We start from the raw sequence: 25,938 nt of genomic DNA, 5'->3' as shown, positions 1-25,938 counted from the left end.
TTAACCTCATAAATTTATTTATCATTAATGCAATACGGAATTTGTAACTTAAGCATTGTTCCATTAAGATTTGAGCCATCAGACAAAGCCGAACTAGTTTCGCAAGTTTTGTATGGAGATTATTTTAAAATATTGGAGCAACGAAAATCATGGAGTAAAATCCGTATTGCATTTGATGGTTATGAAGGTTGGATAGATAATAAGCAGTATATTGAAATCACAGAGGAGCAATATAACTCTTTAAACAACCAAGCTCCTATTTTATCTAACGACTTAATTGAATTTGTTCAAGATAAAGACAATCACTTATATTCTATTCCACTAGGTTCTACTTTAAATGGTTTAGAACTTTTAAACCATAGCTTTGATGGTTCTGTCGTAAAAGAGATACAACCAAAAGAAGATGTAATTAAAACTGCTTTTTCATTTTTAAATGCTCCCTATTTATGGGGAGGAAAAACACCATTTGGTATTGACTGTTCTGGTTTTACACAAATGGTTTATAAACTAAATGGTTACAAATTGTTACGTGATGCTTCTCAGCAAGCTACACAAGGAGAAGCTTTAAGTTTTATTGAAGAAAGTGAGCCTGGCGATTTAGCTTTTTTTGATAATAATGAAGGTGATATTGTGCATGTAGGAATTATCATGAAAGATAATTATATTATTCACGCACATGGAAAAGTAAGAATAGATAGATTAGACCACTCCGGAATTTATAATGCAGACAAACGGATGCACACTCATAAATTACGAGTTATAAAAAAGATTATATAAAAAAAAGCCACTTCGATTGAAGTGGCTTTTTTATGTAATATAAATCTCTAATTAGTTCTTTTCCAGAGACTGAATTAAAGCTCTCATTTCTTTTGTTTTTACAGTATCATCAATTGCACTGTAAATATTCATTAATGTTCTAGCAACATCAATGTTGTCTGGTTGTATTTTTAATACAGACTCTAAGTAAGGAATACTGTTTCTATATAACTGCGTACGCTCTTCTTTTAATTGGTCGTAACGAATGTTATCTGCATTAGATGTACCTAACCCATTCATTTCTTCGATTAAAGCATTTTCTCCACTTAAAATTAATGCAGCCATATTTGTTTGTGCATTTACATAAGTAGGATCCATTTCAATTACTTTTTTGTAATATTCTTTTGCTTTCTCAGTTTCACCGTTTTCTGCAGCAACAACTCCTAAGTTGAAAATTAAATCAATATTAGTTGGATCTAATTCAATTGCTTGCTCGATAAGCTCTTTGTATTTTTTCTGATCACCATTCTTATAGTAAATGTTTGCTTCGTTTACAATTAAATTAGCATCATTAGGATCCATTTTTCTTGCATTTTGAATAGCAGCAAGAGCTTTTTCTGTTTTATCTTGGCTTAAATAGATAAAAGCAATGTTTTTAATTATTTCTCCTCTTCTAGATTTTGTAAGTGTTTCTGCTGGTTTAATATGAGATCCTGTTCTTACAAATAAATCTCTTTGACTTTTAGGGAAAAACTCTACTTCACCAGTCTCTTTATTAACTGCTGAGTATTGTTTTTCAATTCCAGTATAGCCTAATTTGATTAATTCTTCGTAGTTTTCTGCAGCAGCGTCATAATCATTACCAGAAACTGCACTTGCAGCAGCATAGTATAAATAAGTAGTATCTGCAGGAACAAGTTTATATAATTTCTTGAATCCTTTAGAAGCTTCTACATATTTAGCAGACTGATATAAATCATTCGATTTTGTTAATATAGTGTTTACAATATTTTGCTTTGTGTCTGCAATTTCTGTTTCGTATGCTCCCTTTACTTTATCAAAGTTTGCGATAATTTCATCTACTTTTTCATTTCCTTGTCCGTTAGCGTAAATCGCTAATCCTTTAAGGTAATAGTATTTATCTGCTAATTTCCCATCCATTTCTGGTAACATAGATTCTACCTCATTTAAAAGGGATGTAGCTTCAGAAAAATTATTTTTATTAATAGCTTTTTCTGCTGATTTAAGTTCTTTCTTTTGAGCGAAAGAAAATGCACTAACTCCTAATGCTAATGCTATAATTGCTTGTTTTTTCATTTTTTAAATTTGTTAAATTATTTGTGAGGGTTATTCTTCTTCTTCCTGGTTATTATCAAGAGTTATGCCATCCTCATTATCATTAGTAGATTCTATGTTTTTCGGAATAATATTTCCGTCTTCATCTAATTCTACATCATCTTCATCATGCATTACTTTAGCAACAGCAGCAATAGAGTCTTTACCTTTTAGGTTAATAAGTTTCACTCCTTGCGTAGCTCTTCCCATTACTCTTAAATCTTGAACTGCCATACGAATAGCAATACCAGATTTATTAATAATCATTAAGTCGTCTGCATCTGATACGTTCTTGATAGCAACTAAGTTTCCAGTTTTATCTGTAATAGAAATAGTTTTTACTCCTTTTCCTCCACGGTTTGTAATTCTATAGTCATCTAGACTAGAGCGTTTACCGTACCCGTTTTCAGATACAACAAGAATATCACTTTCCATATCATCTACAGCAATCATTCCTATAACCTCATCTGTTACTTCGTCTTGTAATCTAATACCGCGAACACCAGAAGCGTTTCTACCCATTGGTCTAGTTTTAGCCTCTTCGAATCGGATAGCTTTACCAGATTTAAGTGCTAACATCACTTGGCTTTCACCTGTTGTAAGTTTTGCTTCTAGTAATTCATCGTCTTCTTTAATGGTAATAGCATTAATACCATTAGTTCTTGGTCTAGAATATTGTTCTAAAGCAGTCTTTTTAACCTGACCTTTTTTAGTAGCCATAATTACATAGTGACTATTTATGTAATCTTCGTCTTTTAAATCTTGTGTACAAATGAATGCTTTTACCTTATCATCTTGCTCAATATTTATAAGGTTTTGAATTGCTCTACCTTTTGAAGTTTTAGATCCCTCTGGAATTTCATAAACACGCATCCAGAAACATTTACCTTTTTGCGTAAAGAACAACATATATTGGTGGTTGGTTCCAACAAATAAATGTTCTAAGAAATCTTCATTTCTAGTTGTTGAAGCTTTTTGTCCTACCCCTCCTCTATTTTGAGTTTTGTATTCAGAAAGAGAAGTACGTTTGATGTACCCTGCATGCGAGATAGTAATTACAACTTTTTCGTTAGGAATCATATCTTCAATGCTTAAGTCTCCTCCGGCATATTCAATAACAGAACGACGCTCATCACCATACTTATCTTTAATGACTTGAAGTTCTTCCTTAATAATCTCCATTCTTCTTTCTTTTCTAGCAAGAATGTCTTTTAAGTCTTCAATAGTTTTCATGATTTCTTCATACTCGCTACGTAATTTGTCTTGCTCTAGTCCAGTTAACTGACGTAGACGCATTTCGACAATTGCTTTTGCTTGTATTTCTGAAAGTTTGAAACGCTCGATTAAGTTATTACGAGCTTCTTCTGCATTAGAAGACGCACGAATGATTTTAATTACTTCGTCAATATTATCGGATGCAATAATTAATCCTTCTAATATATGTGCTCTTTCTTCTGCTTTACGTAATTCGTAAGTAGTTCTTCTTACAACTACATCATGTCTGTGCTCTACGAAATAGTGAATTAATTCTTTTAAATTCAATAATTCTGGTCTTCCCTTAACAAGTGCAATATTATTCACACTAAATGAAGACTGTAAAGCGGTATATTTATATAATTTATTTAAAACAATATTAGGAATTGCATCACGCTTTAAAACGTAAACAATACGCATTCCGTTTCTATCAGACTCATCTCTAATACTAGTAATTCCGTCTAGTTTCTTTTCATTAATTAAGTCAGCAGTCTTTTTAATCATGTCTGCTTTATTAACTAAATAAGGAATTTCTGTAACGATGATACATTCTCTACCTTGAACTTCTTCAATAATTGCGTTACCACGCATAATGATTCGTCCTCTACCTGTATGGAAAGCTTCCTTAACACCATCATAGCCATAGATAGTTCCTCCTGTTGGGAAATCTGGTGCTTTGATGTGTTTCATTAATTCGTCAATCTCAATATCTTTATTATCGATATAGGCAATTGTACCATCAACAACTTCAGATAAGTTGTGAGGCGGCATATTAGTAGCCATACCTACAGCAATTCCAGAAGCTCCATTAACTAGAAGACTTGGTACTCTTGTAGGAAGAACGGTTGGCTCTTCTAAAGTATCATCAAAATTTAATTTATGATCTACAGTTTCTTTATCAATATCTGCCAACATGTCTTCAGATATTTTGCGCATACGTGCTTCTGTATAACGCATTGCTGCTGGACTATCTCCATCAACAGAACCAAAGTTACCTTGACCATCTACAAGCATATAACGTAAACTCCACTCTTGAGCCATACGAACCATTGCATCATAAACCGAAATATCTCCATGTGGGTGATACTTACCTAAAACCTCCCCGACAATTCTTGCAGATTTTTTATGTGCGCTATTTGCTCTAATACCCAGCTCATGCATTCCAAAAAGAACACGTCTGTGTACCGGCTTTAATCCGTCTCTTACATCCGGTAAAGCACGTGACACAATGACTGACATTGAATAATCAATGTAAGCCGATTTCATTTCATCTTCAATATTAATTGGAATGAGTTTTTCTCCTTCTGTCATATATATAAATATTAAATTATTCTGTATTTTTCAAAACACGCTAATATAACACTTTCATCAGTCATAGCAAGGCATTTCATTTGATTTTTTTAGGAATTTTTATTAACAATTTTGCAGTCATTTTTAGTTGATAAGTATGACCTTAATTATTTTGAATTTTGGAAGATTTTTTCTCTATTAGCATATATCCTATAAATTAAGGTATAGTTTTTGATTTTAATGAGTAGGAATTTAGTATTTTTAATGTAGAAAGGAATAATTTATGGATGATAATTTTTCACCAAGAGTAAAAGATGTAATTGCATTTAGCAAAGAAGAAGCATTGCGTTTAGGCCACGATTTTATTGGTACTGAGCACTTAATGCTTGGCTTATTGCGTGATGGAAATGGTAAAGCCATTAACATTCTGAATGCTTTAGAAATTGATTTAAATCACTTAAGACGTAAAGTAGAAATTTTAAGCCCTGCAAACCCTAATGTTGCAATAGCTTTTAATGAAAAGAAAAACTTACATCTTACTAGACAAGCAGAACGTGCTTTAAAAACAACTTATTTAGAGGCTAAACTGTTTCAAAGTACATCTATTAACACAGCACATTTACTGTTGTGTATTTTAAGAAACGAAAATGATCCTACTACAAAGCTTTTAAATAAGCTAAAAGTGGATTATGATAACGTAAAAGAACAATTCAAGCTTATGATAACAAACGATGATAATTATATAGAACCAAAGGCAGAATTTCCAGACGATGATACTTCATCTCCAGATGATCCGTCTAAGGATATTTTCAACTCTCCTACTGGTAAGTCTAACAAAAAATCTAAAACTCCTGTTTTAGATAATTTCGGACGTGACTTAACCGCGATGGCTGAGGAAGGAAAACTAGATCCTGTTGTTGGTCGTGAAAAAGAAATAGAAAGAGTTTCTCAAATTTTAAGTAGAAGGAAGAAAAACAACCCTTTACTTATTGGAGAACCTGGAGTAGGTAAATCTGCTATTGCAGAAGGTTTAGCTAACAGAATTGTAAGTAAAAAAGTGTCTAGAATTCTTTTTAACAAAAGAGTTGTAACACTAGATTTAGCAAGTTTAGTTGCTGGAACAAAATACAGAGGACAGTTTGAAGAACGCATGAAAGCTGTTATGAATGAGCTTGAAAAGAATGACGATATTATTCTTTTTATAGATGAAATTCACACGATTGTTGGAGCTGGTGGCGCTACAGGAAGTTTAGATGCTTCCAATATGTTTAAGCCTGCACTTGCTAGAGGAGAAATTCAATGTGTTGGTGCTACTACCCTAGACGAATACAGACAGTATATTGAAAAAGATGGTGCATTAGAGCGTAGATTCCAAAAGGTTATTGTAGAACCTACAACTGTAGATGAAACCATTGAAATTCTTAATAACATCAAGGGTAAATATGAAGAACATCATAATGTAGACTATACAGATGAAGCTATTGAAGCTTGTGTAAAACTTACCTCTAGATATATGACAGATCGTTTTTTACCAGACAAAGCAATTGATGCTTTAGATGAAGCAGGTTCTCGAGTACACATTACAAACATAAAAGTACCAGAACAAATTCTAGAGCTAGAAAAACAACTAGAAGAGGTTAAGGAAACAAAGAAATCTGTAGTCAAGAAACAGAAGTATGAAGAAGCTGCTAAATTACGTGATGATGAGAAACGCATTGAAAAAGATTTAGCTATAGCCCAAGAACAATGGGAAGAGGATACGAAATTAAACCGTGTAACTGTTACCGAAGACAACGTAGCAGATGTTGTTTCTATGATGACAGGAATTCCTGTAAATAGAATTGCCCAAACCGAAAGTAATAAATTAGCACAATTACCAGAACTTATAAAAGGAAAAGTAATTGGCCAAGACGAAGCTGTTGCAAAGGTTGTAAAAGCCATTCAACGTAACCGTGCTGGATTAAAAGATCCTAATAAACCAATTGGGTCGTTTATCTTTTTAGGGCAAACAGGAGTTGGTAAAACGCAATTAGCAAAAGTTTTAGCTAAAGAATTATTTGACAGTGAAGATTCTTTAATTAGAATAGACATGAGTGAATACATGGAGAAATTTGCTATCTCTAGATTAGTTGGTGCACCTCCAGGATACGTGGGTTATGAAGAAGGCGGACAACTTACAGAAAAAGTAAGACGCAAACCTTACTCAGTAGTTTTATTAGATGAGATTGAAAAAGCGCATCCAGATGTATTCAATATGATGCTTCAAGTTTTAGATGACGGTTATCTTACAGATAGTCTTGGTAGAAAAATAGACTTTAGAAACTCTATAATCATCATGACTTCAAATATTGGTTCTAGAAAATTAAAAGAATTTGGAACAGGTGTAGGCTTTGGTACTGCTTCACAAAAGGCTCAAGAAGATGCAAACGCAAGAGGTGTAATTGAAAATGCACTTAAAAAAGCATTTGCACCTGAGTTCTTAAATAGAATTGATGATGTTGTAGTATTTAATGCTCTTGAAAAAGAAGATATTAATAAAATTATTGATATTGAATTAAAGAAGCTACTTATTAGAATTAAAGGTCTTGGCTATACCTTAACATTGACAGATGCTGCTAAAGACTATATTGCGGATAAAGGTTTCGATAAACAATACGGAGCAAGACCATTAAAACGTGCAATCCAGAAATATATTGAAGACACGCTAGCGGAAGAAATTATTAATTCGAAGCTAGATGAAGGTGATAAAATAATGATGGATTTAGATAGTGAAACAAACGAATTAAAAATTAAAACAGAAAAAGCAGAAAAACCTGCTGAATCTTAAAATTTAATCAAAAAATATTGTTTATAAGACTCTATTATTATAATGGAGTTTTTTTAAATAATTTGATATAAAAATCATGACTATCGAACTAAGCTTTTGCAAAATGGTCTTCTTTGAAAACTATGTTATAAGTACTATCAATGAAGGAGAAGTTGTTTCGCAAGAAAAAAGCAACTTACAAACACAAGTACTTATGGATCATTTTAAAGACAGACCATTTGTGTACATTACACATAGAATAAATTCTTATTCGGTGGATCCTACTATTTATTTTGAAACTTCCAAGTTTTCAGCTTTAGCTGGTTTTGTGGTTGTTTCTAAAGAAAAACCAGGTATTAAAAATGCTATTTATGAAAAAGCATTTTTAAATAAACCATTTGAAATTTTTGAAGATTTAGAAGATGCGATACTTTGGGCCGATAACCTTTGTAATATGAAAAAGAAACTTGGTTATTAAAAATACATCCATAAAAAAGAGCTTATTTAACTTAAATAAGCCCTTTTTTTTATTTTTTATTCTTGTTTTTAGAAAATCTAAATTCCGTAATTATTTAAAAATAATTCTTCTACTTCAATATCTACTTTACTTAAGAAATCAATAGATGCTTCTATATCATCGTGTAAAACTCTGTCTTTTTCTACAAAAGAAACTTCTTTTCTGTATTGCTCTAAGAAAGACTCTAAGAAAGGAGAGGTTTTTGAAGGGTTTCTAAAAGCTATTGCCTGACTAGCATTCATTAATTCAATTGCGATAACACGTTCTACATTTCTTATTAAAGAATAAGCTTGAGTTGCTGCATTTGCTCCCATACTTACGTGATCTTCTTGTCCGTTACTAGATACAATACTGTCTATACTTGCTGGAGTAGCTAATTGTTTGTTGGCACTAACAATACTTGCAGCTGTATATTGCGGAATCATAAAACCAGAATTTAATCCTGGGTTATCTACTAGGAATGCTGGTAAACCACGTAAACCAGAAACTAATTGGAAGGTTCTTCTTTCCGAAATATTTCCAATTTCTGCCATAGCAATTTTTAAATAATCTAATGCTAAAGCTAGTGGTTGACCGTGGAAGTTTCCACCAGAGATAATTAAATCTTCTTCGTGGAAAATATTAGGATTATCTGTAACCGAATTTATTTCAGTAACTATAACTTTTTCAACAAAATCTAAAGTGTCTTTTGTCGCTCCATGTACCTGTGGAATACATCTAAAAGAATATGGATCTTGAACGTGTTGTTTTTCTCTTGTAATTAATTCACTTCCTTTTAGGAATTCATTAAAACGTCTTGCAACCTTTAATTGTCCTAAATGCGGACGAACCTGATGTACTAAATCATGAAATGGTTCGATTCTACCATCAAAAGCATCTAATGAAATACTAGCAATAAGATCTGCTAAATAAGAAGTTTTATGCGACATCATTAAAAGATACACACCATACGAACTCATAAATTGTGTTCCGTTTAAAAGTGCTAATCCTTCTTTTGCTTCTAATTGAATTGGCTTCCAATCAAATTTTTCTAATATTTCTTCTGCTGTATATTCAACCTTATTATGAACAACTTTTCCTTTTCCTATTAAGGGTAAAGCTAAATGTGCTAAAGGAGCTAAATCTCCCGATGCTCCAAGAGAACCTTGTGTATAAACAAACGGAAAAATATCATTATTAAAAAAGTCTATCAACCTATTTACAGTTTCTAACTGCACGCCACTATGTCCGTAGCTTAAAGATTGAATTTTTAAAAGCAACATCACTTTTACAATATTCTCTGGAACTCTATCTCCGGTTCCGCAAGCATGAGACATTACTAAGTTTTCTTGTAACTTCGTTAAGTCTTTCTTAGAAATCTCTACATTATAAAGAGAACCAAATCCGGTGTTAATTCCGTAAAAAGGCTTTTCTGCTTCTTTTAGTTTATTGTCTAAATATTCTTTACAATTCGTTATTCTTTGAATTGCTTCATAAGACAATTTAAGTTTTTTCTTGTCTTTAAAAATATTGTAAATCGTTACAATGTCTAATTTTTCTGAAGATATATGATGAAATTCGCTCATGATATTATTTATGAGTTTCAAAAATCATCAATCCTATTAAGTTGTGCAACTTTTATCCTTAATAAATTATTCATAAATTCATTTTTTGTCTATTTTTGAAAAAACATAAATATAAAAAAATGAAAAAAACTATAATAGCATTATGTGCTTTGAGCATAGTTGCTTGTAAAGAAGAACCTAAAGACTACGTAACTTTCTCAGGGACTATTTCAAATAAAAACAGTGATTCTCTAGTGGTTAGAACTAGAACATATTCTAAAACTATAAAAGTAAACGAAGACGGAACTTTTAAAGATACTTTAAAGGTTGAACCAGGAGTTTACAATCTTTATGATGGAAGCGAAAGCACCAACGTATTCTTAAAGAATGGTTTTGATTTACAAATGACTATTGATACCAAACTTTTTGATGAAACTGCGAAATACACAGGTGTTGGAGCAGAACACAGTAATTTTATCGCTGAAAAAGCTTTACTTGAAGAGAAACTTTTAGATTTAGATAAATTAGGAGATTTAGACTCTGCAAGTGTTGAAAAAGCTTTTAATGATATTAAATCTGAATTAAGCGAATTCTATAACAGTAATAAAAACATAGATACAACCGTAGTAAACTCTGCAAATAAGAGTTTAGAGCCAATGCTAGGATCCTATAAAAGATATATTGATCAGAAAATTGCTTTAAAAGCAGAATTACCTGCAGGAACAGAATCTCCTACTTTTGTAGATTATGAAAACTATGCAGGAGGAACAACTTCTTTAGAAGATTTAAAAGGAAAATACACATATATAGATATTTGGGCTACTTGGTGTGGACCATGTAAAGTTGAAATTCCTGCAATTAAAGAATTAGAGGAAGAGTACAAAGACAAGAACATTCAGTTTTTAAGTATCTCTATTGATGATGATAAAGCACATAAAGGTTCTTGGGAAAAAGCAAATGAAAACTGGAGAGCTATGGTAGCTGATGAAAACCTAGTTGGAATTCAATTATTTGCTCCTAAAGGATGGAACTCTCAATTTATTAGAGATTATAAAATTAACGGGATTCCTAGATTTATCTTAGTAGATCCTGACGGAAAAATTGTTAGTCCAGATGCTCCTAGACCATCTAGCAAGAAAATAAAAGAAGTACTTAACGAGTTATTATAATTCGGAATTCTAAATAAAAAACCACTCTAATTTAGAGTGGTTTTTTTATGGATTATACTTTCTCTTATTTTTACTTTTTCTCAGTCTCCTCCTCTTCTACTTGAGGAGCTTCCGGTTGTTTAAACAAGTCTATATAGGCTTCTCCTAAAGCTTCAATAACGTGACTTGCAATTAAACTTTGATATCCTAAATCTTCCACAGCAATATCTGCAGCTTTTCCATGTAAATATATCCCGAAAAGTGTAGCCACAATTGGTTCGTATCCTTGTGCTGCTAATCCAGTGATTACTCCTGTAAGAACATCTCCGGTTCCTGCAGTAGCTAGACCTGGATTACCTGTAGTGTTTACATATCCTTTATCTTGATATATCGTAATGGTATTTGCGCCTTTAATAACTATGATTAAATCGTGTTTTTTAGATAAAGCTTTTGTTTTTTCTAATTTATCAAAATCATCTTTCCAGGTTCCTATTAACCTTTCTAATTCTTTAGGATGTGGAGTTAAAATAGTTTGTTTTGGAAGTAATTTTAATAAGCTTTTCTTTTTAGAAAGAATATTTAATCCGTCTGCATCAATTACTAAAGGAGTTTTATTCGTTTTTAAGAAAGATTCAAAAGCATCTATTGTTTTATGAGCTGTACCCACTCCTACACCAAATGCAATGACACTAGGTTCTATATCAAACTGAATATTAGAAATAATTTCTTCTTCTTTATCTGTTATTACCATAGCTTCCGGAAACGAAGTTTGTAATATTTGATAGCCGCACTTAGGTACATAAGAAGTAACTAAACCTGCTCCAGCAGATAATGCCGATCTGCTAGCTAAAGTTATAGACCCTATTTTTCCGAAGCTTCCTCCTATAATTAGCGCATGCCCGTAGGTTCCTTTGTTTGAAAATTTCTCACGAGGTCTGTATAATGGAAGCATTTCCATTTTACCTACTAACTCATAAGTTGTCTGTGTATTATATAAATATTCCGGATCTATACCTATATCTAAAACTTCCCACTGGGTAGTAAATTTAGCTGTTTCCGGTAAGAAGAATAATAATTTAGGCGTTTGAAAACTTAAGGTATAATTTGCCCAAATCACTTCATTATCATCTGCATGAAGCTTATCGGTGAATAAACCGGAAGGAATATCAATTGAAAGAGTAAATGCTTTGGATGCTCTAAGGTGCTGAAATAAAACTTTAACCCAATCATCAATAGGTCTATTTAAACCAATTCCGAAAATGGCATCTACAATGATATCATCAGGATTAATAACCGGCAATTCCTTTGCGTTGGTCATTAATAAAGGCCATTTTTTAGTAACATTTTTTATTCTGTCATAGTTCAATAAAAAGTCCTTAGAACGGGTATCACTATAATTAATAATATACACGTGTACATTATAGCCATGTGTAATTAAATGCCTTGCCAAAACCAACCCGTCTCCACCATTATTACCAATACCACAAAAAACATGAATAGGCACTTGTGCACCTTGCATGCGTAAATGCATCCAATCGAAAATTCGGGTAGCTGCGCGTTCCATTAATTCTGTAGAAGTAATGTTCTGCTTTTGGGCTGTTAAACTATCTCCTTCGTAGATTTGTTCTTTTGAAAATATTTTCACCTGTCTTCTTATTTTTTTAATTGAAGTAAAAGTAATACTTTTCTTGAAGCAAAGAAATTCTGTAAATAAAAGTATTAGTAAATCTGCTTTTCTTCATTCTTTTCTATACTAATTGTTATTGATTTATCGTAAACTTCATTTATTAATGACCAACTTAAGGAATCCATATCTAGGCTTTATAAACACACCAAATCTTTGGGAAAATGCTTCAGATTTTGGACTAGACCAACTTGAAATATCTAGTAAAGATTTTCAATTTCATAATTCTTTAGAACAAAGACTTAGACTTGGCAAATTGGTTGAACGCTTTGTTTCTCATCAATTAGAACATGATAAAGACACTTCTATTCTTGCTGAAAACATTCAGATACAAGACAGAAAAATCACTAAAGGGGAACTAGATTGTTTACTTAAACAGAAAAAATCACCAATACATCTAGAGGTTATCTATAAGTTTTATTTGTATGATGCAACTGTAGGCACTACCGAAATAGACCATTGGATTGGTCCTAACAGAAAAGATAGTTTAAACCAAAAGCTTAACAAGTTAAAAGAAAAACAGTTACCATTACTTTATCACCCTTTAACCAAACCACTGCTTCAAAGTCTGGACTTAGATGTAACTAAAATCCAACAAAAAGTTAATTTTAAAGCACAATTATTTATCCCACTAAACAAACAAAATCAGGAATTTAAAATCATAAATAAATCTTGTATTAAAGGCTTCTATATAAACCAACAAGAACTTCAGAAATTTAAAGATTGTAAGTTTTATATACCTAAAAAAATAGATTGGCTTTCTGAAGTGAATCCTCAAGTTAACTGGCTAAATTTTGATGCTTTTTCAGAAGAATTATCATCTCTTTTAAGCAAAAGTCTATCTCCTATGTGTTGGTTAAAATCCCCGAACGGAAAAACTCAAAAATGCTTCGTTGTTTGGTGGTAATCTTTATTTCTAAATAACTTTCGTTTAAGAAATAATTTTTCCTTTTTTAATAATTTTATTCTTAATCCAACTCAATATTTTTCAATACTTTTGTGTTGCAACATAATCTTTAGTGTCTTCATAATAGAAGACAATCTAAAAAACAAAAAACAATTTGATATGAAAAATACTGCTTTAACATCTACTCACGAAGCTTTAGGAGCAAAAATGGTTCCTTTTGCAGGTTTTAACATGCCTGTTCAGTACGACGGTGTAAATATAGAACACGAAACTGTACGTAAAAGCGTTGGTGTTTTTGATGTTAGCCACATGGGAGAGTTTTTGATTGAAGGTCCTCATGCTTTAGACTTAATTCAAAAAGTATGTAGCAACGATGCTAGCAAACTTACTGTTGGAAAAGCGCAATACAGCTACTTACCTAATGAAGATGGTGGAATTGTAGATGATTTAATTATTTACAAATTAAAAGAAGACCAGTATTTGCTTGTTGTAAATGCAAGTAATATAGAAAAAGATTGGAACTGGATTAAAGATAGAAATGATGTTGGCGCTACGATACGTGATTTAAGTGAAGACTATTCGTTACTAGCAATTCAAGGCCCAAAAGCAGTTGAATCTATGCAAGATCTTTCTAGCCATGATTTAGCAGCTATCAAATTTTACAATTTTGTAGTTGGAGATTTTGCAGGAATTGAAAATGTAATTATTTCAGCAACTGGGTATACAGGAAGTGGCGGATTTGAAATTTATTGCAAAAACGATGAAGTAAAGCAAATTTGGGATAAAGTTGTTGAAGCTGGAGCAAAACCTATCGGACTTGCAGCAAGAGATACTTTACGATTAGAAATGGGATATTGCCTTTACGGAAATGATATAGATGATACTACTTCACCTTTTGAAGCTGGCTTAGGATGGGTAACTAAATTCACTAAAAAATTCACAAATTCTGAAGCTTTAGAAGATGAAAAACGTCGCGGTGTAGAACGTAAGTTAATTGCTTTTGAACTAGATGAAAGAGGAATTCCTCGTCAAGGTTATGATATTGTTGACGGACAAGGAAAAAAGATTGGGGAAGTAACCTCTGGAACAATGAGTCCTATGTTAGGAAAAGGAATCGGTTTAGGGTATGTACCTGTAGTATTTTCTGATGTTGATAGTAAAATTCACATTCAAATCAGAAAGAAAGCAGTACCTGCAACGGTTGTAAAATTACCTTTCTATAAAGGATAAAAGTTATTTTATATAACTACAATAAAGTAAAAGTTACTAGGTTAATATCCGTATAAGGATACATACTTAGTAACTTTTATTAATTTAATAGATTGCAAATATTGAGGATTTGAAGGAATGAAGGAGATAATAAACAAGCATAAAATTTTAATACTCGGAGTAAATGGTTTTATAGGAAATGCTATTTACAAAGAGCTTTACGCATACTTTAGGGTTTTTGGTACTTACGCTACTCCCACCAAAGCTTTAGATAATAATAAGCAGTTTTTTCACTATAACCATGAAGAAGATGATATTGTAGAAATACTAGAAATAACGAAACCTACTATTATTATTTCAGCGCTTCGCGGTAATTTTGCAACGCAGTATATTGCGCATCTACATATAGCCGAATATCTTAGTCAGTATAACTGCAAAATTCTTTTCTTGTCTTCGGCAAATGTTTTTGATGCTTATAAAAACTATCCGAGCTATGAGTATGACAAAACCTTCAGTCAAAGTGTTTACGGACACTTTAAGATTAAAATTGAAAATATGCTCATGCGTTTACCTAGAAGAAAATGGGCTATCTTAAGACTACCTATGGTTTTTGGAGCTGGCTCTCCTAGAATAGAAGAAATAAAAACATTGCTACATGAAAAATCACCTATTGAAGTGTTTCCAAACTTAATAATTAATGTAACTACAGATTATAAACTATCACAACAAGTACATTATATCATTAATAGAGATAAAACTGGTATTTTTCATTTGGGGAGTACAGATTTAATTCACCATGATGAATTTATAAAAAGTATAGTCGATTCTATAATTTCATATAAACCAATCTACAAACAAGTGTACACTACAAATGACGACAGATATTTAGCTGTTCTACCAAAAAACAATATGCTACCAAATAACTTGCAAATTCAAAGTAAAAATGTCATAAAAATGAGTATTTTATAGATTATTAATTAAAATAAAAAAACATGGAAAAACTTACAGAATTAGACATAGAAAAAAGAATATTACAATTTCCTGATTGGTATTTTGAAGACGATGCTATTCATGCAGAATTTGAATTCGATAATTTTAAAGATTGCTTTAGTGCGATGAGCCGAATAGCCTTTGAATGTGAAGCACAAAACCATCATCCCGACTGGAGTAATCTGTATAATGTTTTAAAAATTTCACTTTCTACACACGATGTAAACGGTGTAACAAAAAAAGATTTTAAACTAGCAGAAGCTATTGATGCAATTGTAATTCCAGAAGACGAATAACAACACTATTTCCTTGTTGGGTTCATGTTAAAAAACCTGTATTTAGATAGCAGAAAACTGTTGTAGTTTGCACTACTTATTTTTATATTTGTCACAAGAACTAATTATTAACCTGTTTGCACCTAGCTGCAAGCTAAAAACTTAAACTTTAATGGGAAGAGCTTTTGAATTTCGTAAAGCACGTAAAATGAAACGTTGGTCTGCCATGAGTAAAGCATTTACTCGTATTGGTAAAGACATTGTAATGGCTGTAAAAGAAGGTGGTCCTGATCCCGATACAAACTCGCGTTTAAGAGCAGTAATTCAAAATGCTAAGGCAGTAAACATGCCTAAAGACAATATTGAAAGAGCCATTAAAAGAGCAAGTGATAAAAGTCAAGGAGACTATAAAGAAGTAGTTTTTGAAGGATATGCTCCTCACGGAATTGCTGTTCTTGTAGAAACTGCTACAGATAATAATACACGTACTGTTGCCGATGTAAGAAGTTATTTTAACAAATGTGATGGTAGCTTAGGAACTTCAGGATCTGTAGTTTTTATGTTTGATCATACTTGTAACTTTAGAGTAAATGCAGAAGGATTAGACCCTGAAGAATTAGAATTAGAACTTATTGATTTTGGTGCTGAAGAGGTATTTATAGATGATGACGGAATTTTAATCTATGCACCTTTTGAAAGCTTTGGTGCTATTCAAGCAGAATTAGAACGTCGCGGTATTGAAATACTATCATCAGGATTTGAACGTATTCCTCAAGTAACCAAAAAGCTTACTCCAGAACAAGCTGCAGATGTAGAAAAACTTCTTGAAAAACTAGAAGAAAATGATGATGTACAAAACGTATATCACACAATGGAAGAGTCTACAGACGAAGAGTAAAATATTTATCGGGATTCAACCCAAACAAACTGAAAAGCCTAAAACGAAAGTTTAGGCTTGTTTTGTTACATTTAAGTTTATTAATCGTTGTATAATAAAACCACCTTATGAAAAGTAAATCTATTTTATTAGCTTTTGCAACTAGTTTATTAAGTATGCATTTAATGCAAGCTCAAACGGTTTCCGGTAAAGTAATATCTACAAACAATGAAGAAATACCTTTTGCTACCATACAAATTGGAAGTAATTACGGAGTGATTTCTAACGAGGAAGGAAATTTTTCAATAGATACAAAAGGTTTTACAGAAACAGATTCTGTTAGTATTTCCTGTTTGGGTTTTGAAAAAAATGAGATGCTTCTCAAAGACTTCACTTCAAAAGAATATGTTTTAAACGAAAAAATTAATGAACTCTCCGAAGTTGTTTTAAATCACGAATCTCTTTCCGTAGATTCTATCATGATTTATGTAAATAAAAATCTGAAAAACAATTACAAACTAGAGCTAGATGAATATAAAATATTTAGTAGAAAAACGGAATATGTAATTGGTGATAATGCAGATTTTGAGATAAAAAAATCTAGCAATTTTAAAAGGAAACAATTAGAAGCTTTTAACAATGATTTTGATAAGTTAGAAAGGTCTCTACTAAAAAATAAATCCAAACAGTATACCGATTTTATTGGGTATCTAAAGATTTTAAATAAAGAAAAAGCAAAACTAGAAGTTGAAAAAGCTGTAAGTCTTCTTGATGAACGAAATGATCAATCTATAGAAAGTATTTCTGACCGTGGTCAAGAAATAGTAATGAAACACCTTGATAAAGATAAGTTCTACACTATTAAGTCTGGCTTGTTTAAAGTAGGTGATTCTATTTCTATGAATAGAGAGGATAGACAAAAAAAGCAAGATACAGTTAATACACTTCGCCTTGCAAAAAACGAAACATTCAAACTAATAAAAAACAGTAGTTTTATAAATGATAAATCTCAATTAGACTTTGTTACCAATACTAGCAACTATGAGTATGAAATAAAAGACGTCACTTTTTTAGGTAACGAAATGGTTTATATCATAAGTTTTAAACCAAGTAGATCTGCTGCCTTGTACACTGGTACTTTATATATTTCCAACGATACTTTTGCTGTTATTAGAACTGATTATAGTTTTTATAAGGGTAGAGTTGGTGAAAAATTAAACTTAAAATTGTTGTTAGGAATAAAATACGTTGAAAAGAATCAAAAAGGCATTGTGGTTTATAAAAAAGATGCAGATAACTACTATTATCCTAGTTATATAAACAACCAAACAGACAGGTATTTTTATATAAACAGACCTATTAAATTTATTGAAATGGATAACAGCCGCAATAAGGTTGCTTTCAATTTTAAAATGGAAGGAACTTTTAAGGGAAAATCCGAACTTCTTATTTTGTCAAGAAGTGATTTATCTGCTAGTGATTATGAAAGTTTTACAGAAGAAACTAGAATAGAATATGAAAAGAGAAAATCCTTTGATGCTTCTATTTGGTCTGACTACAACGTAATTGAACCATTAAACGAAATGAAAAACTTCAAAGTAGAAACGGAGTAATTATATACTCTAAACATCTATTAGGCAAAAGTTGTATTTTGAAGATATTAGTGAATAGAATCAAATCCTCTAAAGGAAATATAAATGAAATATAATTCGTTTAATTACTCGTACACCTTAAAATTAATGAAGCAAATTAGAATATTCTAAAAGGTTCTAAAGCATTAAAAACTGATTAAAGCTACTCAACATCAAAAGATTTTTCTGGAACTTTTCCTTTCACTCCTTTGTAAAAGTTATGCATGAAAGCGAAATCTGCTTCCATATCATCAGTAGGGTAAAAAGGTTCTGATATTTTATTTTGTTTATTTTCAAAGTCCATGGTAAACATGATAATAGGAACATTTGCTTTTTTAGCTATATAATAAAAACCTGTTTTCCATTCGCTAACCTTTTTTCTTGTTCCTTCTGGAGCCAATGTTAATCTAAACTCTTCATTTTCATCAAACAATTTAGCAATTGCTTCTACTTTATTTTGCCCAGGAGTTCTGTCTAAGGCTCTTCCTCCAACAGATCTAAAATACCAACCAAATGGCCATTTAAATAACTCCTTTTTACCTACAAAGTTAGTTTTTATATTAACTGTTTTTCGTAATAAAACACCTATATAGAAATCATGCCAACTAGTATGAGGCACTGCAATAAATACCGCTTTCTTAATGGTATCTTTAGAAAAAGTAGTATTACCTACCATTTTCCATCCTAATATTTTAAAGTAAATAAATTTTGCTAACCAATGCATCATATTACATCTTTTGATAAAGTTCTTTTAGCTTTTGTCTTGTAATGATATTCTTCCAATTTTTACCGATAGCGTTTTCCCAGAGCGGTTCTAAACTCAAAGAAACATCTATCATAATATCAAATTCTTTGTCTGTTAAATTAGCACAAATATTTTGTGGTATACTAATATTATGTTTTTCACGCATTGCCTTATACATGGCAACACCTTCAGGGTAATATTCTTCTAAATGTTCAAAAACAATACAATTACCTACTCCGTGTTTTACTCCTAATAAATAACTAAGTCCGTAACTCATAGCATGTGCAACACCAACTTGTGAATAAGCAATGCTCATTCCTCCGTGCCAGGAAGCCATCATTAATTTATCTGCAGATTCTTGTACGTCTAAACTTCCTTCAAGAAAAATTTCTTTACAAAGTGCTAAAGCTTTTTCACCATAACTTTGACTAAAAGCATTTAAATACGTTCCGTTTAAAGATTCAATACAATGTACATAACAATCCATACCAGTATAAAACCACTGGTCTTTTGGTACACCTTGTGTTAATTCTGGATCCAAAATAACTTGATCAAAAGGCGTGTGATCGCTATTAATTCCAAGTTTTCTTTGTGGTCCTGTAAGTATGGTGGTTCTTGAAACCTCTGCACCAGTTCCTGAGATAGTAGGAATACCTACGTGATAAATTGCTGGATTTTTCACCAAATCCCAACCTTGATAATCTTTAGACTCTCCTTTATTGGTAAGCATGATAGATACAGCTTTTGCTAAGTCTAATAGGGTCCCTCCTCCAATACCAATAATTCCAGAAGGTCTTTCTTTATGGGTAAGTATTATTTCTTCTACAAGTGCATCAACTTGCGATGTTTTAGGTTCTTCTGCTGCAGAAATGTATAATAGTTTATCTTCATAAGACAAAGGAATTCTAGATGTTAACCAAGCGTTTCCTTTAAATACATCATCAACTAAAAATATAAACGGAGCTTTTGTGTTTAACCTTTTGGGTGATAAAATTTCATTCAGTTGATTGAAACTTCCTCGTCCAAAAACGACTCTAGATACCATTGGATAATTTTTATAGCTCATAGACTTCTTTTTAGTCTTTATTTGTAAAGTTATTACTTATTTAATCTTTTCTGAAATATTTCTGAAAATAAACCTAAATATGATTTTCTATGTATTTGAAGTTATCATTTTAAGGTTCTGTTCGTGAAAATTTCAACTATATCAACCTCCATTTTTTTCTAGTAAATCAGGAAGCTCCTTCAAACTTTTTAAGGTTCTATAGGTTTTTCCATTCGTTTCTCTTTCGCTTACTTGTTCGTGTGCCCAAGTGGTATGAAATGGAATATGAATGGCATTTGCTTTAATATTAACCAAAGGAAGGATATCGGATTTCATAGAATTTCCTATCATTAAAAATTCAGAAGGTTTAATGTCTAAACGATTTAAAAGTTTCGAATAATTCTCTTCTTTTTTATCACTTAGCACTTCAATATGATGAAAATAATCTAGTAAACCAGATTTTTCTAACTTTCGTTCTTGATCTAATAAATCGCCTTTTGTGGCAACTATTAATTTATATTTATTGGATAATTTTTCTAGAGTTTCTTCTACGCCATCTAATAACTCTACTGGTTTATTAAGCATATCTTTTCCTATATTCAGAATCTGCTCTATAGCTTTATTAGAAAGTGTATAATTGGATAGTTCTAAAGCAATTTCGACCATAGATAAAATAAAACCCTTGATGCCGTAGCCATATAATGGTAAGTTACTTATTTGTGCTTTAAAAAGTTCTTGATCTACCTTGTTGGTTGTTTCAAAAGCTCCTAAAATTTTTGCAAATTTCTCTTCTGCTTCTCTAAAATAGGTTTCGTTAATCCAAAGCGTATCATCTGCATCAAATCCAATGACTTTAATATGTTGGTATTCTTTATTCAATAGTCTAAGTTTCGGTTAAAAAGGGGTTATTTCCAGAGTTTTTTAGCTTTTTCTAAATCTTCTGGAGTATCAATTTCAACTCCTTGCACATTTGTTTCTACCATTTTAATTCGCTTTCCGTATTCTAAATAACGGATACATTCTATTTTCTCTGAAGCTTCTAATGGTAGCATTGGCAATCTGTAAAAGTCTAGTAATGCTTCTTTTCTAAACGCATAAACACCTTTGTGTTTAAAGTATTTCACACCAACATCTGTTGCTCTAGGAAACGGAATTGGACTTCTAGAAAAATACAGTGCAAAGTTGTTTTGATCTACAATAACCTTAACCGTATTGGGGTTTTTTATTTCTTCTTCCTCTGTAATATGAACCATTAATGAAGCTAAATCTATTTGTTTATCAGCATCGTCTTTAAAAACTTCAATCAGTTTTTTAAGTGAAGCAACTTCGGTAAAAGGTTCATCTCCTTGTACGTTTACAACAATATCTACATCTAAGTTTTCAACAGCTTCGGCAATTCTATCACTTCCGCATTCGTGTTCTTTGATGCTCATTATTGCTTTTCCTCCATGGCTTGTTATTTCATTAAAAATGATTTCACTATCTGTTACAACAAAAACATCATCAAAAAGATTTGTTGCTTTTGTAGCTTCATAAGTTCGAAGAATTACTGTTTTGCCATTTAGGTCTTGCATCAGCTTACCTGGAAAACGAGAAGCACTATATCGTGCCGGAATCATGGAGATTATTTTCATATTAAATATTATACTAGAATAACAAAAATATAACTTTAAAAAGGATTTTAAGCCTTAGTAGTTTTAAACTTTTTATAAAGTCTAAATATTATAAACAACAAAAATATTACTAAAATAAAGCCTAATACAGGGACAAACAAAGATATTCCTGCCATTACTATAGAGGTTCCTGTTTCTGCTGTAGAAACTATAGGGTTACCTAAGCCTCCTGTTGTTGTAGTGGAAGCAACACGAGCTACGCTAGATGTTCCTGCAATTGCAGCAGCCGTCCCTCCTCCTGCTATAATGGCTAAAGCCCATGTGATTACCGGACTTAAATCGGCAACAGTAGAAACCATCACAGCGGTTCCTGCAATGGCGGCTAATGGCACTGCAATAGAATCTAAAAGATTATCTACTAACGGGATATAATATGCAAATATTTCTACAATAGTTGCAACGCCAAGGGTTATAACAGCTGTTAAACTACCAACCCATTGCCAAGACTCATTAAGTTCCCAAACATTAAAATAGGATGCTAGACTTAAAGCAAATAATGGTACAAATACTCTAAAACCAACAGATGCAGCTAAACCCACACCTAAAAATATACTTAAAATAGCTTCTGTTGTCATTTAACAAATTGTTTTAAACTTATATTTCTTCAAAAAACTCCTCTTTAAAACCAATAAGATACAATTTTTCTTTAGCTCTTGTAACTGCTGTATATAACCAACGCAGATAATCTCTATCTATTCCGTTTGGTAAATAAGGTTGCTCTACAAAAACGGTATTCCATTGTCCACCTTGTGATTTATGACAAGTTATAGCATAAGAAAATTTTACTTGAAGCGCATTAAAGTGTTTGTTTCCTTTTATTTTTATAAACTTCTTATAGTTACTAGTTTCATCTTCATAATCCTTTTGAACTTCTTGATAGAGTTTATTAGAATCTTCATAAGCTAAGGAAGGAGTTTCAGCTGAAATAGTATCTAAAAGTAAAACGGTTTCAAATGGTTTCATTCTAGGGTAATCTACCATGCGTATTTTAACTTCCGCGAAGCGAAAACCATATAACTCCTGAATAGAAAATATTTCTAAAACCTCAATAATATCTCCATTTGCAATAAAACCAGCTTCGGTAGTTGGTTTAATCCAAAAGTAATTATTCTTAACAACCATTAAATAATCTCCCGCAGATATTTCGTTTTCATTAAATAGAATACGTTGTCTTATTTGTTGGTTATACAGATTTGCTCGTTTATTACTTCTAACAATTATGGTGGTTTCTTCGTTTCCTAAATTACTGTAGGAGTCGTTTATAGCATCCATAATTTCATAGCCGTCAACTAGTCGGATGATATCTGTAAAGCTTTTCAAATTGAATTTAAAAGTATCTAAAAAAGCACTTGTTAATGTTTCTCGAAGAATCGTTGCGTTTTCTAAGATTCCGGAATCTTGATTTTGACGAACTACTTCATCTAGCTCCATTTTAATAACATCCTTATTAAAACTCAAACTCAAGGTGTTTTCATCTAGGGCCGGACTTAAATCTAACTTAACTGGCGGTAATTGAGCCGTATCTCCAATTAATAATAGTTTACATTGGTGACCAGAATACACATATTGCATAAGATCATCTAACAAAGATCCGTTTTCAAAAAACTTAGATTCTCCAGGTGTATCAGATATCATGGAAGCCTCATCCACGATAAAAATAGTGTTTTTATGCTTATTAGGCTGTAAAACAAATTTTACTCCTCCACCCTTTTCCTTCTTTGGGAAATATATTTTTTTATGAATAGTAAAAGCTTCTTTCTTGGAGTAATTAGAAATTACTTTAGCCGCTCTACCGGTTGGTGCCATAAGTACGGCGCTTTTTTTAGCTTGCCATAAATGCGTAACAATGGTACCAATTATGGTTGTTTTTCCTGTTCCAGCATATCCTTTTAATAAATAAAGCTGATTTGGAGATTTTGAAAAAATAAACTCAGAAAGTTGCAATAAAACAATATCCTGTTTTGGCGTTGTTTGGAACGGAAACTGTTGTTTTATAAGGGTATAAAATTTGGATGCATTCATTTATTTAGACTGTCTGGAAATTTTTCATCAAATATAGTAATGATTTTTATGCTCTTTGGTTTTAACGATTAAAAAAAAATTGTAGATTTGCGAAAGACCTTTAATAAAATTTAATTAATATATTATGAATATAATACTAATTGCAGTTGCAGTAATTCTTTTAACTATTGGCTTGGTTTGGCTTGTTGACAAGTTTATACCTAATAAATTAAGACCTGTTTTAATGATAGCCCTTATAGCTTTAATAGCTTTTTTAGGTTACCAAACTTTCAACTCTATCTATGAGCCTATTAAATTTAACAAAGTAAAACAAAAACGTTATGCTGCTGTAATTGAAAAAATGATTGATGTTAGAGATTCTCAATTAGCACACAGACAAGTAACTGGTACTTTTGCACCAAACTTTGAAAACTTAATTAAATTTATTGATACCGCAGAATTTACTATTACGCAACGTAGAGTAGAAACAGTATTAGATGAAGAAGCAACAAAACTTTACGGTGGAGTTGAAACTTTTAAAGATATTACTGTTATTGATACTTTAGGAACAGTTCCTGTAAAAGATTCTTTATTTAAGAAATCTAACAGATATAAAACAATGATGGAAATCCCTAGTATCGAAGGTGCTAAAATTGAAATGAAATCTGGTTTTATTGGTGAAGAAGGAAAGCCTAAAATCCCAGTATTTGAAGCAAAGATTTTAAAGAATGTTATATTAGCTGATCAGGACAAAGATTTAGTAGCACAAGAAAACGAAGTAGTATCGGTTGATGGTGTTAACGGAAACGCTATTAAAGTTGGATCTTTAGATCAAGTTAATACTAGCGGAAACTGGCCAAAAACTTATGGTGACAGCGAATAATAAAACAAACATATTATCTATTAAAGAATTGTCCATTCAAATAAGCTTGAATGGACTTTCTTTTTGTGTTTTAAATACAGAAGCTAATAGCATCTGTTATTTAAAGCATATTCCCTTTTCTGAAAAGCAAACACCTTTTAATACTTTAGACCATTTAAAAGATGCTTTTAATAACGAAGAAGCACTTCTAGATAGCTTCCGAACTATTCATGTAATTTATGTAAATGAACTTTCTACTCTAGTACCAAAACCTTTATTTGAGGAAGATGCTATTGCCGACTATTTAAAGTTTAACACAAAAATTTTACAAACGGATTTTATAGCTCAAGATGAAATCCATATTAATGATAGTATAAATATTTACGTACCTTACGTAAATATAAACAACTATTTGTACGATAGGTTTGGAACCTTTAACTACAAGCACTACTCTACTATTTTAATAGAAGAGATTTTACAAGCAGAAAAGCATGCAGAGGACAAAAAAATGTATGTTCATATAAGTGATACACATTTTGAAATAATAGTTAGCAACCAAGGAAAACTAACTTTATACAATACCTTTAACTATAATACAGCAGAAGATTTTATATATTATATACTTTTTACTGCCGAACAACTACAGCTAAACCCTGAAACAGTAAAACTTGTATTATTAGGAAACATAAAGGAAGACGATTCACTTTATAATATAGCTTATAAGTACATAAGACATATACAGTTTGGTAAAACCAACACTAACTATCTTATAGAAAATACCAAAGAACTAAAACACAATAATTATATTTTAAAACATAGCTTTTAATGCGAATAATATCTGGAACATATAAAGGAAGAAGAATTACTGCACCAAAGAAATTACCAGTAAGACCAACTACAGATATGGCTAAAGAAGCCCTGTTTAACATCATTAATAATCTTTACTATTTTGATGAGATTTCTGTATTAGATTTATTTAGCGGAACAGGAAATATAAGTTACGAGTTTGCTTCAAGAGGCACCAAACAGATAACAAGTGTAGATGCAGATTATGGTTGCATCCGTTTTATAAACGAAACCGCTGAAGGCTTTAAAATGCCAATACAAACCATTAAAAGCAATGTGTTTACTTTTTTAGAAAAAACTACTACACCTAGTACTATTATTTTTGCAGATCCCCCTTATGATTTTCCTCTAGAAGATTTTTCTAAAATACCAGAACTTGTATTTCAAAATAACTTATTAGAAGAAGAAGGTGTTTTAATTATAGAACATTCTAAACACACAAAACTTTCGCATTTACCTAATTTCTCCTACTCAAAAAGTTATGGCGGTAATATGTTTAGCTTTTTTGAACTAGCGGAAGAAGAATAAAAAACTTTGTATTCA

At 31.6% G+C, this 25,938-nt stretch carries 23 protein-coding genes; 13 read left to right on the top strand and 10 right to left on the bottom strand.

The annotated features are described in order from the left end of the window. Window positions 1-27: 27 nt before the first annotated feature. Entirely contained in the window at window positions 28-777 is a 750-nt protein-coding gene (locus tag DU428_RS05940; RefSeq protein WP_072349015.1) for a C40 family peptidase, read from the top strand. A 51-nt stretch (window positions 778-828) separates the two neighbouring features. Here the strand turns inward: DU428_RS05940 and DU428_RS05935 are convergent, their stop codons facing one another. Then, complete coding sequence (locus DU428_RS05935; RefSeq protein WP_072349013.1) at window positions 829-2,073, bottom strand: tetratricopeptide repeat protein; 1,245 nt, start codon at window positions 2,071-2,073, stop codon at window positions 829-831. Window positions 2,074-2,103: 30 nt separating this feature from the next. After that, window positions 2,104-4,656 (bottom strand): DNA gyrase subunit A, encoded by a 2,553-nt coding sequence (gyrA, locus tag DU428_RS05930; RefSeq protein ID WP_113966163.1) that lies wholly within the window; start codon window positions 4,654-4,656, stop codon window positions 2,104-2,106. Between the two features lie 262 nt (window positions 4,657-4,918). Between gyrA and DU428_RS05925 the strand changes: the two genes are divergently transcribed. Next, window positions 4,919-7,462, top strand: coding sequence for an ATP-dependent Clp protease ATP-binding subunit (locus DU428_RS05925; RefSeq protein ID WP_072349007.1), 2,544 nt, complete (start codon window positions 4,919-4,921; stop codon window positions 7,460-7,462). A gap of 76 nt (window positions 7,463-7,538) precedes the next feature. Next, on the top strand, window positions 7,539-7,919 hold the full coding sequence (locus DU428_RS05920) for a hypothetical protein (protein WP_072349005.1): 381 nt from the start codon (window positions 7,539-7,541) through the stop codon (window positions 7,917-7,919). 77 nt (window positions 7,920-7,996) lie between these two features. On the opposite strand, the gene hutH is transcribed toward DU428_RS05920, so the two are convergent. Next, the gene (gene hutH / locus DU428_RS05915) at window positions 7,997-9,523 is read right to left on the bottom strand and encodes a histidine ammonia-lyase (protein WP_072349003.1); all 1,527 of its coding nucleotides are present in this window, start codon (window positions 9,521-9,523) and stop codon (window positions 7,997-7,999) included. Window positions 9,524-9,642: 119 nt separating this feature from the next. On the opposite strand from hutH, the gene DU428_RS05910 reads away from it, so the two are divergent. After that, the gene (locus tag DU428_RS05910) at window positions 9,643-10,671 is read left to right on the top strand and encodes a TlpA family protein disulfide reductase (RefSeq protein WP_072349000.1); all 1,029 of its coding nucleotides are present in this window, start codon (window positions 9,643-9,645) and stop codon (window positions 10,669-10,671) included. A 70-nt stretch (window positions 10,672-10,741) separates the two neighbouring features. On the opposite strand, the gene DU428_RS05905 is transcribed toward DU428_RS05910, so the two are convergent. Further along, window positions 10,742-12,295: an NAD(P)H-hydrate dehydratase gene (locus DU428_RS05905; protein WP_113966164.1), complete on the bottom strand. Its 1,554-nt coding sequence runs from the start codon at window positions 12,293-12,295 to the stop codon at window positions 10,742-10,744. A 145-nt stretch (window positions 12,296-12,440) separates the two neighbouring features. Between DU428_RS05905 and DU428_RS05900 the strand changes: the two genes are divergently transcribed. The 6 genes from DU428_RS05900 to DU428_RS05875 all read left to right on the top strand — a co-directional run bounded on the left by DU428_RS05900 (window position 12,441) and on the right by DU428_RS05875 (window position 18,205). Next, window positions 12,441-13,241, top strand: coding sequence for a DUF1853 family protein (locus DU428_RS05900; RefSeq protein ID WP_072348996.1), 801 nt, complete (start codon window positions 12,441-12,443; stop codon window positions 13,239-13,241). 159 nt (window positions 13,242-13,400) lie between these two features. After that, on the top strand, window positions 13,401-14,471 hold the full coding sequence (gene gcvT, locus DU428_RS05895; RefSeq protein WP_113966165.1) for a glycine cleavage system aminomethyltransferase GcvT: 1,071 nt from the start codon (window positions 13,401-13,403) through the stop codon (window positions 14,469-14,471). 117 nt (window positions 14,472-14,588) lie between these two features. Then, the gene (locus tag DU428_RS05890; protein ID WP_113966166.1) at window positions 14,589-15,419 is read left to right on the top strand and encodes a sugar nucleotide-binding protein; all 831 of its coding nucleotides are present in this window, start codon (window positions 14,589-14,591) and stop codon (window positions 15,417-15,419) included. A 23-nt stretch (window positions 15,420-15,442) separates the two neighbouring features. Beyond that, window positions 15,443-15,736, top strand: a complete 294-nt coding sequence (locus tag DU428_RS05885; RefSeq protein WP_113966167.1) for a 4a-hydroxytetrahydrobiopterin dehydratase — start codon at window positions 15,443-15,445, stop codon at window positions 15,734-15,736. A gap of 151 nt (window positions 15,737-15,887) precedes the next feature. Continuing rightward, window positions 15,888-16,613 carry a YebC/PmpR family DNA-binding transcriptional regulator gene (locus DU428_RS05880; RefSeq protein ID WP_072348988.1) on the top strand — a complete coding sequence of 242 codons (726 nt, stop codon included), beginning with the start codon at window positions 15,888-15,890 and terminating at the stop codon, window positions 16,611-16,613. A 107-nt stretch (window positions 16,614-16,720) separates the two neighbouring features. Continuing rightward, window positions 16,721-18,205: a carboxypeptidase-like regulatory domain-containing protein gene (locus DU428_RS05875; protein ID WP_113966168.1), complete on the top strand. Its 1,485-nt coding sequence runs from the start codon at window positions 16,721-16,723 to the stop codon at window positions 18,203-18,205. 181 nt (window positions 18,206-18,386) lie between these two features. Here the strand turns inward: DU428_RS05875 and DU428_RS05870 are convergent, their stop codons facing one another. From DU428_RS05870 to DU428_RS05845, 6 genes are all read right to left on the bottom strand, one after another. Next, window positions 18,387-18,947: a 1-acyl-sn-glycerol-3-phosphate acyltransferase gene (locus tag DU428_RS05870; RefSeq protein WP_072349501.1), complete on the bottom strand. Its 561-nt coding sequence runs from the start codon at window positions 18,945-18,947 to the stop codon at window positions 18,387-18,389. A 4-nt stretch (window positions 18,948-18,951) separates the two neighbouring features. Beyond that, on the bottom strand, window positions 18,952-20,034 hold the full coding sequence (locus tag DU428_RS05865) for an iron-containing alcohol dehydrogenase family protein (protein ID WP_072348983.1): 1,083 nt from the start codon (window positions 20,032-20,034) through the stop codon (window positions 18,952-18,954). Between the two features lie 141 nt (window positions 20,035-20,175). Next, entirely contained in the window at window positions 20,176-20,892 is a 717-nt protein-coding gene (locus DU428_RS05860; RefSeq protein WP_072348981.1) for an HAD family hydrolase, read from the bottom strand. Between the two features lie 26 nt (window positions 20,893-20,918). After that, window positions 20,919-21,647, bottom strand: coding sequence for a 3-deoxy-manno-octulosonate cytidylyltransferase (gene kdsB, locus DU428_RS05855; RefSeq protein ID WP_072348978.1), 729 nt, complete (start codon window positions 21,645-21,647; stop codon window positions 20,919-20,921). 47 nt (window positions 21,648-21,694) lie between these two features. Further along, window positions 21,695-22,261, bottom strand: coding sequence for a DUF4126 domain-containing protein (locus DU428_RS05850; protein ID WP_072348976.1), 567 nt, complete (start codon window positions 22,259-22,261; stop codon window positions 21,695-21,697). A 19-nt stretch (window positions 22,262-22,280) separates the two neighbouring features. Beyond that, window positions 22,281-23,708 carry an ATP-dependent DNA helicase gene (locus DU428_RS05845; RefSeq protein ID WP_113966169.1) on the bottom strand — a complete coding sequence of 476 codons (1,428 nt, stop codon included), beginning with the start codon at window positions 23,706-23,708 and terminating at the stop codon, window positions 22,281-22,283. Between the two features lie 121 nt (window positions 23,709-23,829). Here DU428_RS05845 and DU428_RS05840 point away from each other — a divergent pair, with 121 nt between their 5' ends. The 3 genes from DU428_RS05840 to DU428_RS05830 are packed head-to-tail and all read left to right on the top strand — an operon-like array spanning window position 23,830 to window position 25,923. Further along, window positions 23,830-24,570: a hypothetical protein gene (locus DU428_RS05840; protein ID WP_207802365.1), complete on the top strand. Its 741-nt coding sequence runs from the start codon at window positions 23,830-23,832 to the stop codon at window positions 24,568-24,570. Continuing rightward, window positions 24,554-25,375, top strand: a complete 822-nt coding sequence (locus DU428_RS05835) for a DUF3822 family protein (RefSeq protein ID WP_113966170.1) — start codon at window positions 24,554-24,556, stop codon at window positions 25,373-25,375. The genes DU428_RS05840 and DU428_RS05835 overlap by 17 nt, the downstream gene beginning before the upstream one ends. After that, window positions 25,375-25,923, top strand: coding sequence for an RsmD family RNA methyltransferase (locus tag DU428_RS05830; RefSeq protein ID WP_072348970.1), 549 nt, complete (start codon window positions 25,375-25,377; stop codon window positions 25,921-25,923). The genes DU428_RS05835 and DU428_RS05830 overlap by 1 nt, the downstream gene beginning before the upstream one ends. Window positions 25,924-25,938: the final 15 nt, after the last annotated feature.

Origin of the sequence: Oceanihabitans sediminis (genome assembly GCF_003337215.1) — a bacterium.
Taxonomy (GTDB): Bacteria; Bacteroidota; Bacteroidia; order Flavobacteriales; family Flavobacteriaceae; genus Oceanihabitans; species Oceanihabitans sediminis.
Note: the sequence above shows the minus strand (reverse complement) of the source record. Positions and strands in the feature narration are given on the sequence as shown.

Bases quoted from the DNA above. Each gene is read 5' to 3' on its own strand.
- DU428_RS05940 (WP_072349015.1), top strand. From the start codon at position 28: ATGCAATACGGAATTTGTAACTTAAGCATTGTTCCATTAAGATTTGAG.
- DU428_RS05935 (WP_072349013.1), bottom strand. From the start codon at position 2,073: ATGAAAAAACAAGCAATTATAGCATTAGCATTAGGAGTTAGTGCATTT.
- gyrA (WP_113966163.1), bottom strand. From the start codon at position 4,656: ATGACAGAAGGAGAAAAACTCATTCCAATTAATATTGAAGATGAAATG.
- DU428_RS05925 (WP_072349007.1), top strand. From the start codon at position 4,919: ATGGATGATAATTTTTCACCAAGAGTAAAAGATGTAATTGCATTTAGC.
- DU428_RS05920 (WP_072349005.1), top strand. From the start codon at position 7,539: ATGACTATCGAACTAAGCTTTTGCAAAATGGTCTTCTTTGAAAACTAT.
- hutH (WP_072349003.1), bottom strand. From the start codon at position 9,523: ATGAGCGAATTTCATCATATATCTTCAGAAAAATTAGACATTGTAACG.
- DU428_RS05910 (WP_072349000.1), top strand. From the start codon at position 9,643: ATGAAAAAAACTATAATAGCATTATGTGCTTTGAGCATAGTTGCTTGT.
- DU428_RS05900 (WP_072348996.1), top strand. From the start codon at position 12,441: ATGACCAACTTAAGGAATCCATATCTAGGCTTTATAAACACACCAAAT.
- gcvT (WP_113966165.1), top strand. From the start codon at position 13,401: ATGAAAAATACTGCTTTAACATCTACTCACGAAGCTTTAGGAGCAAAA.
- DU428_RS05890 (WP_113966166.1), top strand. From the start codon at position 14,589: ATGAAGGAGATAATAAACAAGCATAAAATTTTAATACTCGGAGTAAAT.
- DU428_RS05885 (WP_113966167.1), top strand. From the start codon at position 15,443: ATGGAAAAACTTACAGAATTAGACATAGAAAAAAGAATATTACAATTT.
- DU428_RS05880 (WP_072348988.1), top strand. From the start codon at position 15,888: ATGGGAAGAGCTTTTGAATTTCGTAAAGCACGTAAAATGAAACGTTGG.
- DU428_RS05875 (WP_113966168.1), top strand. From the start codon at position 16,721: ATGAAAAGTAAATCTATTTTATTAGCTTTTGCAACTAGTTTATTAAGT.
- DU428_RS05870 (WP_072349501.1), bottom strand. From the start codon at position 18,947: ATGCATTGGTTAGCAAAATTTATTTACTTTAAAATATTAGGATGGAAA.
- DU428_RS05865 (WP_072348983.1), bottom strand. From the start codon at position 20,034: ATGAGCTATAAAAATTATCCAATGGTATCTAGAGTCGTTTTTGGACGA.
- kdsB (WP_072348978.1), bottom strand. From the start codon at position 21,647: ATGAAAATAATCTCCATGATTCCGGCACGATATAGTGCTTCTCGTTTT.
- DU428_RS05850 (WP_072348976.1), bottom strand. From the start codon at position 22,261: ATGACAACAGAAGCTATTTTAAGTATATTTTTAGGTGTGGGTTTAGCT.
- DU428_RS05845 (WP_113966169.1), bottom strand. From the start codon at position 23,708: ATGAATGCATCCAAATTTTATACCCTTATAAAACAACAGTTTCCGTTC.
- DU428_RS05835 (WP_113966170.1), top strand. From the start codon at position 24,554: ATGGTGACAGCGAATAATAAAACAAACATATTATCTATTAAAGAATTG.
- DU428_RS05830 (WP_072348970.1), top strand. From the start codon at position 25,375: ATGCGAATAATATCTGGAACATATAAAGGAAGAAGAATTACTGCACCA.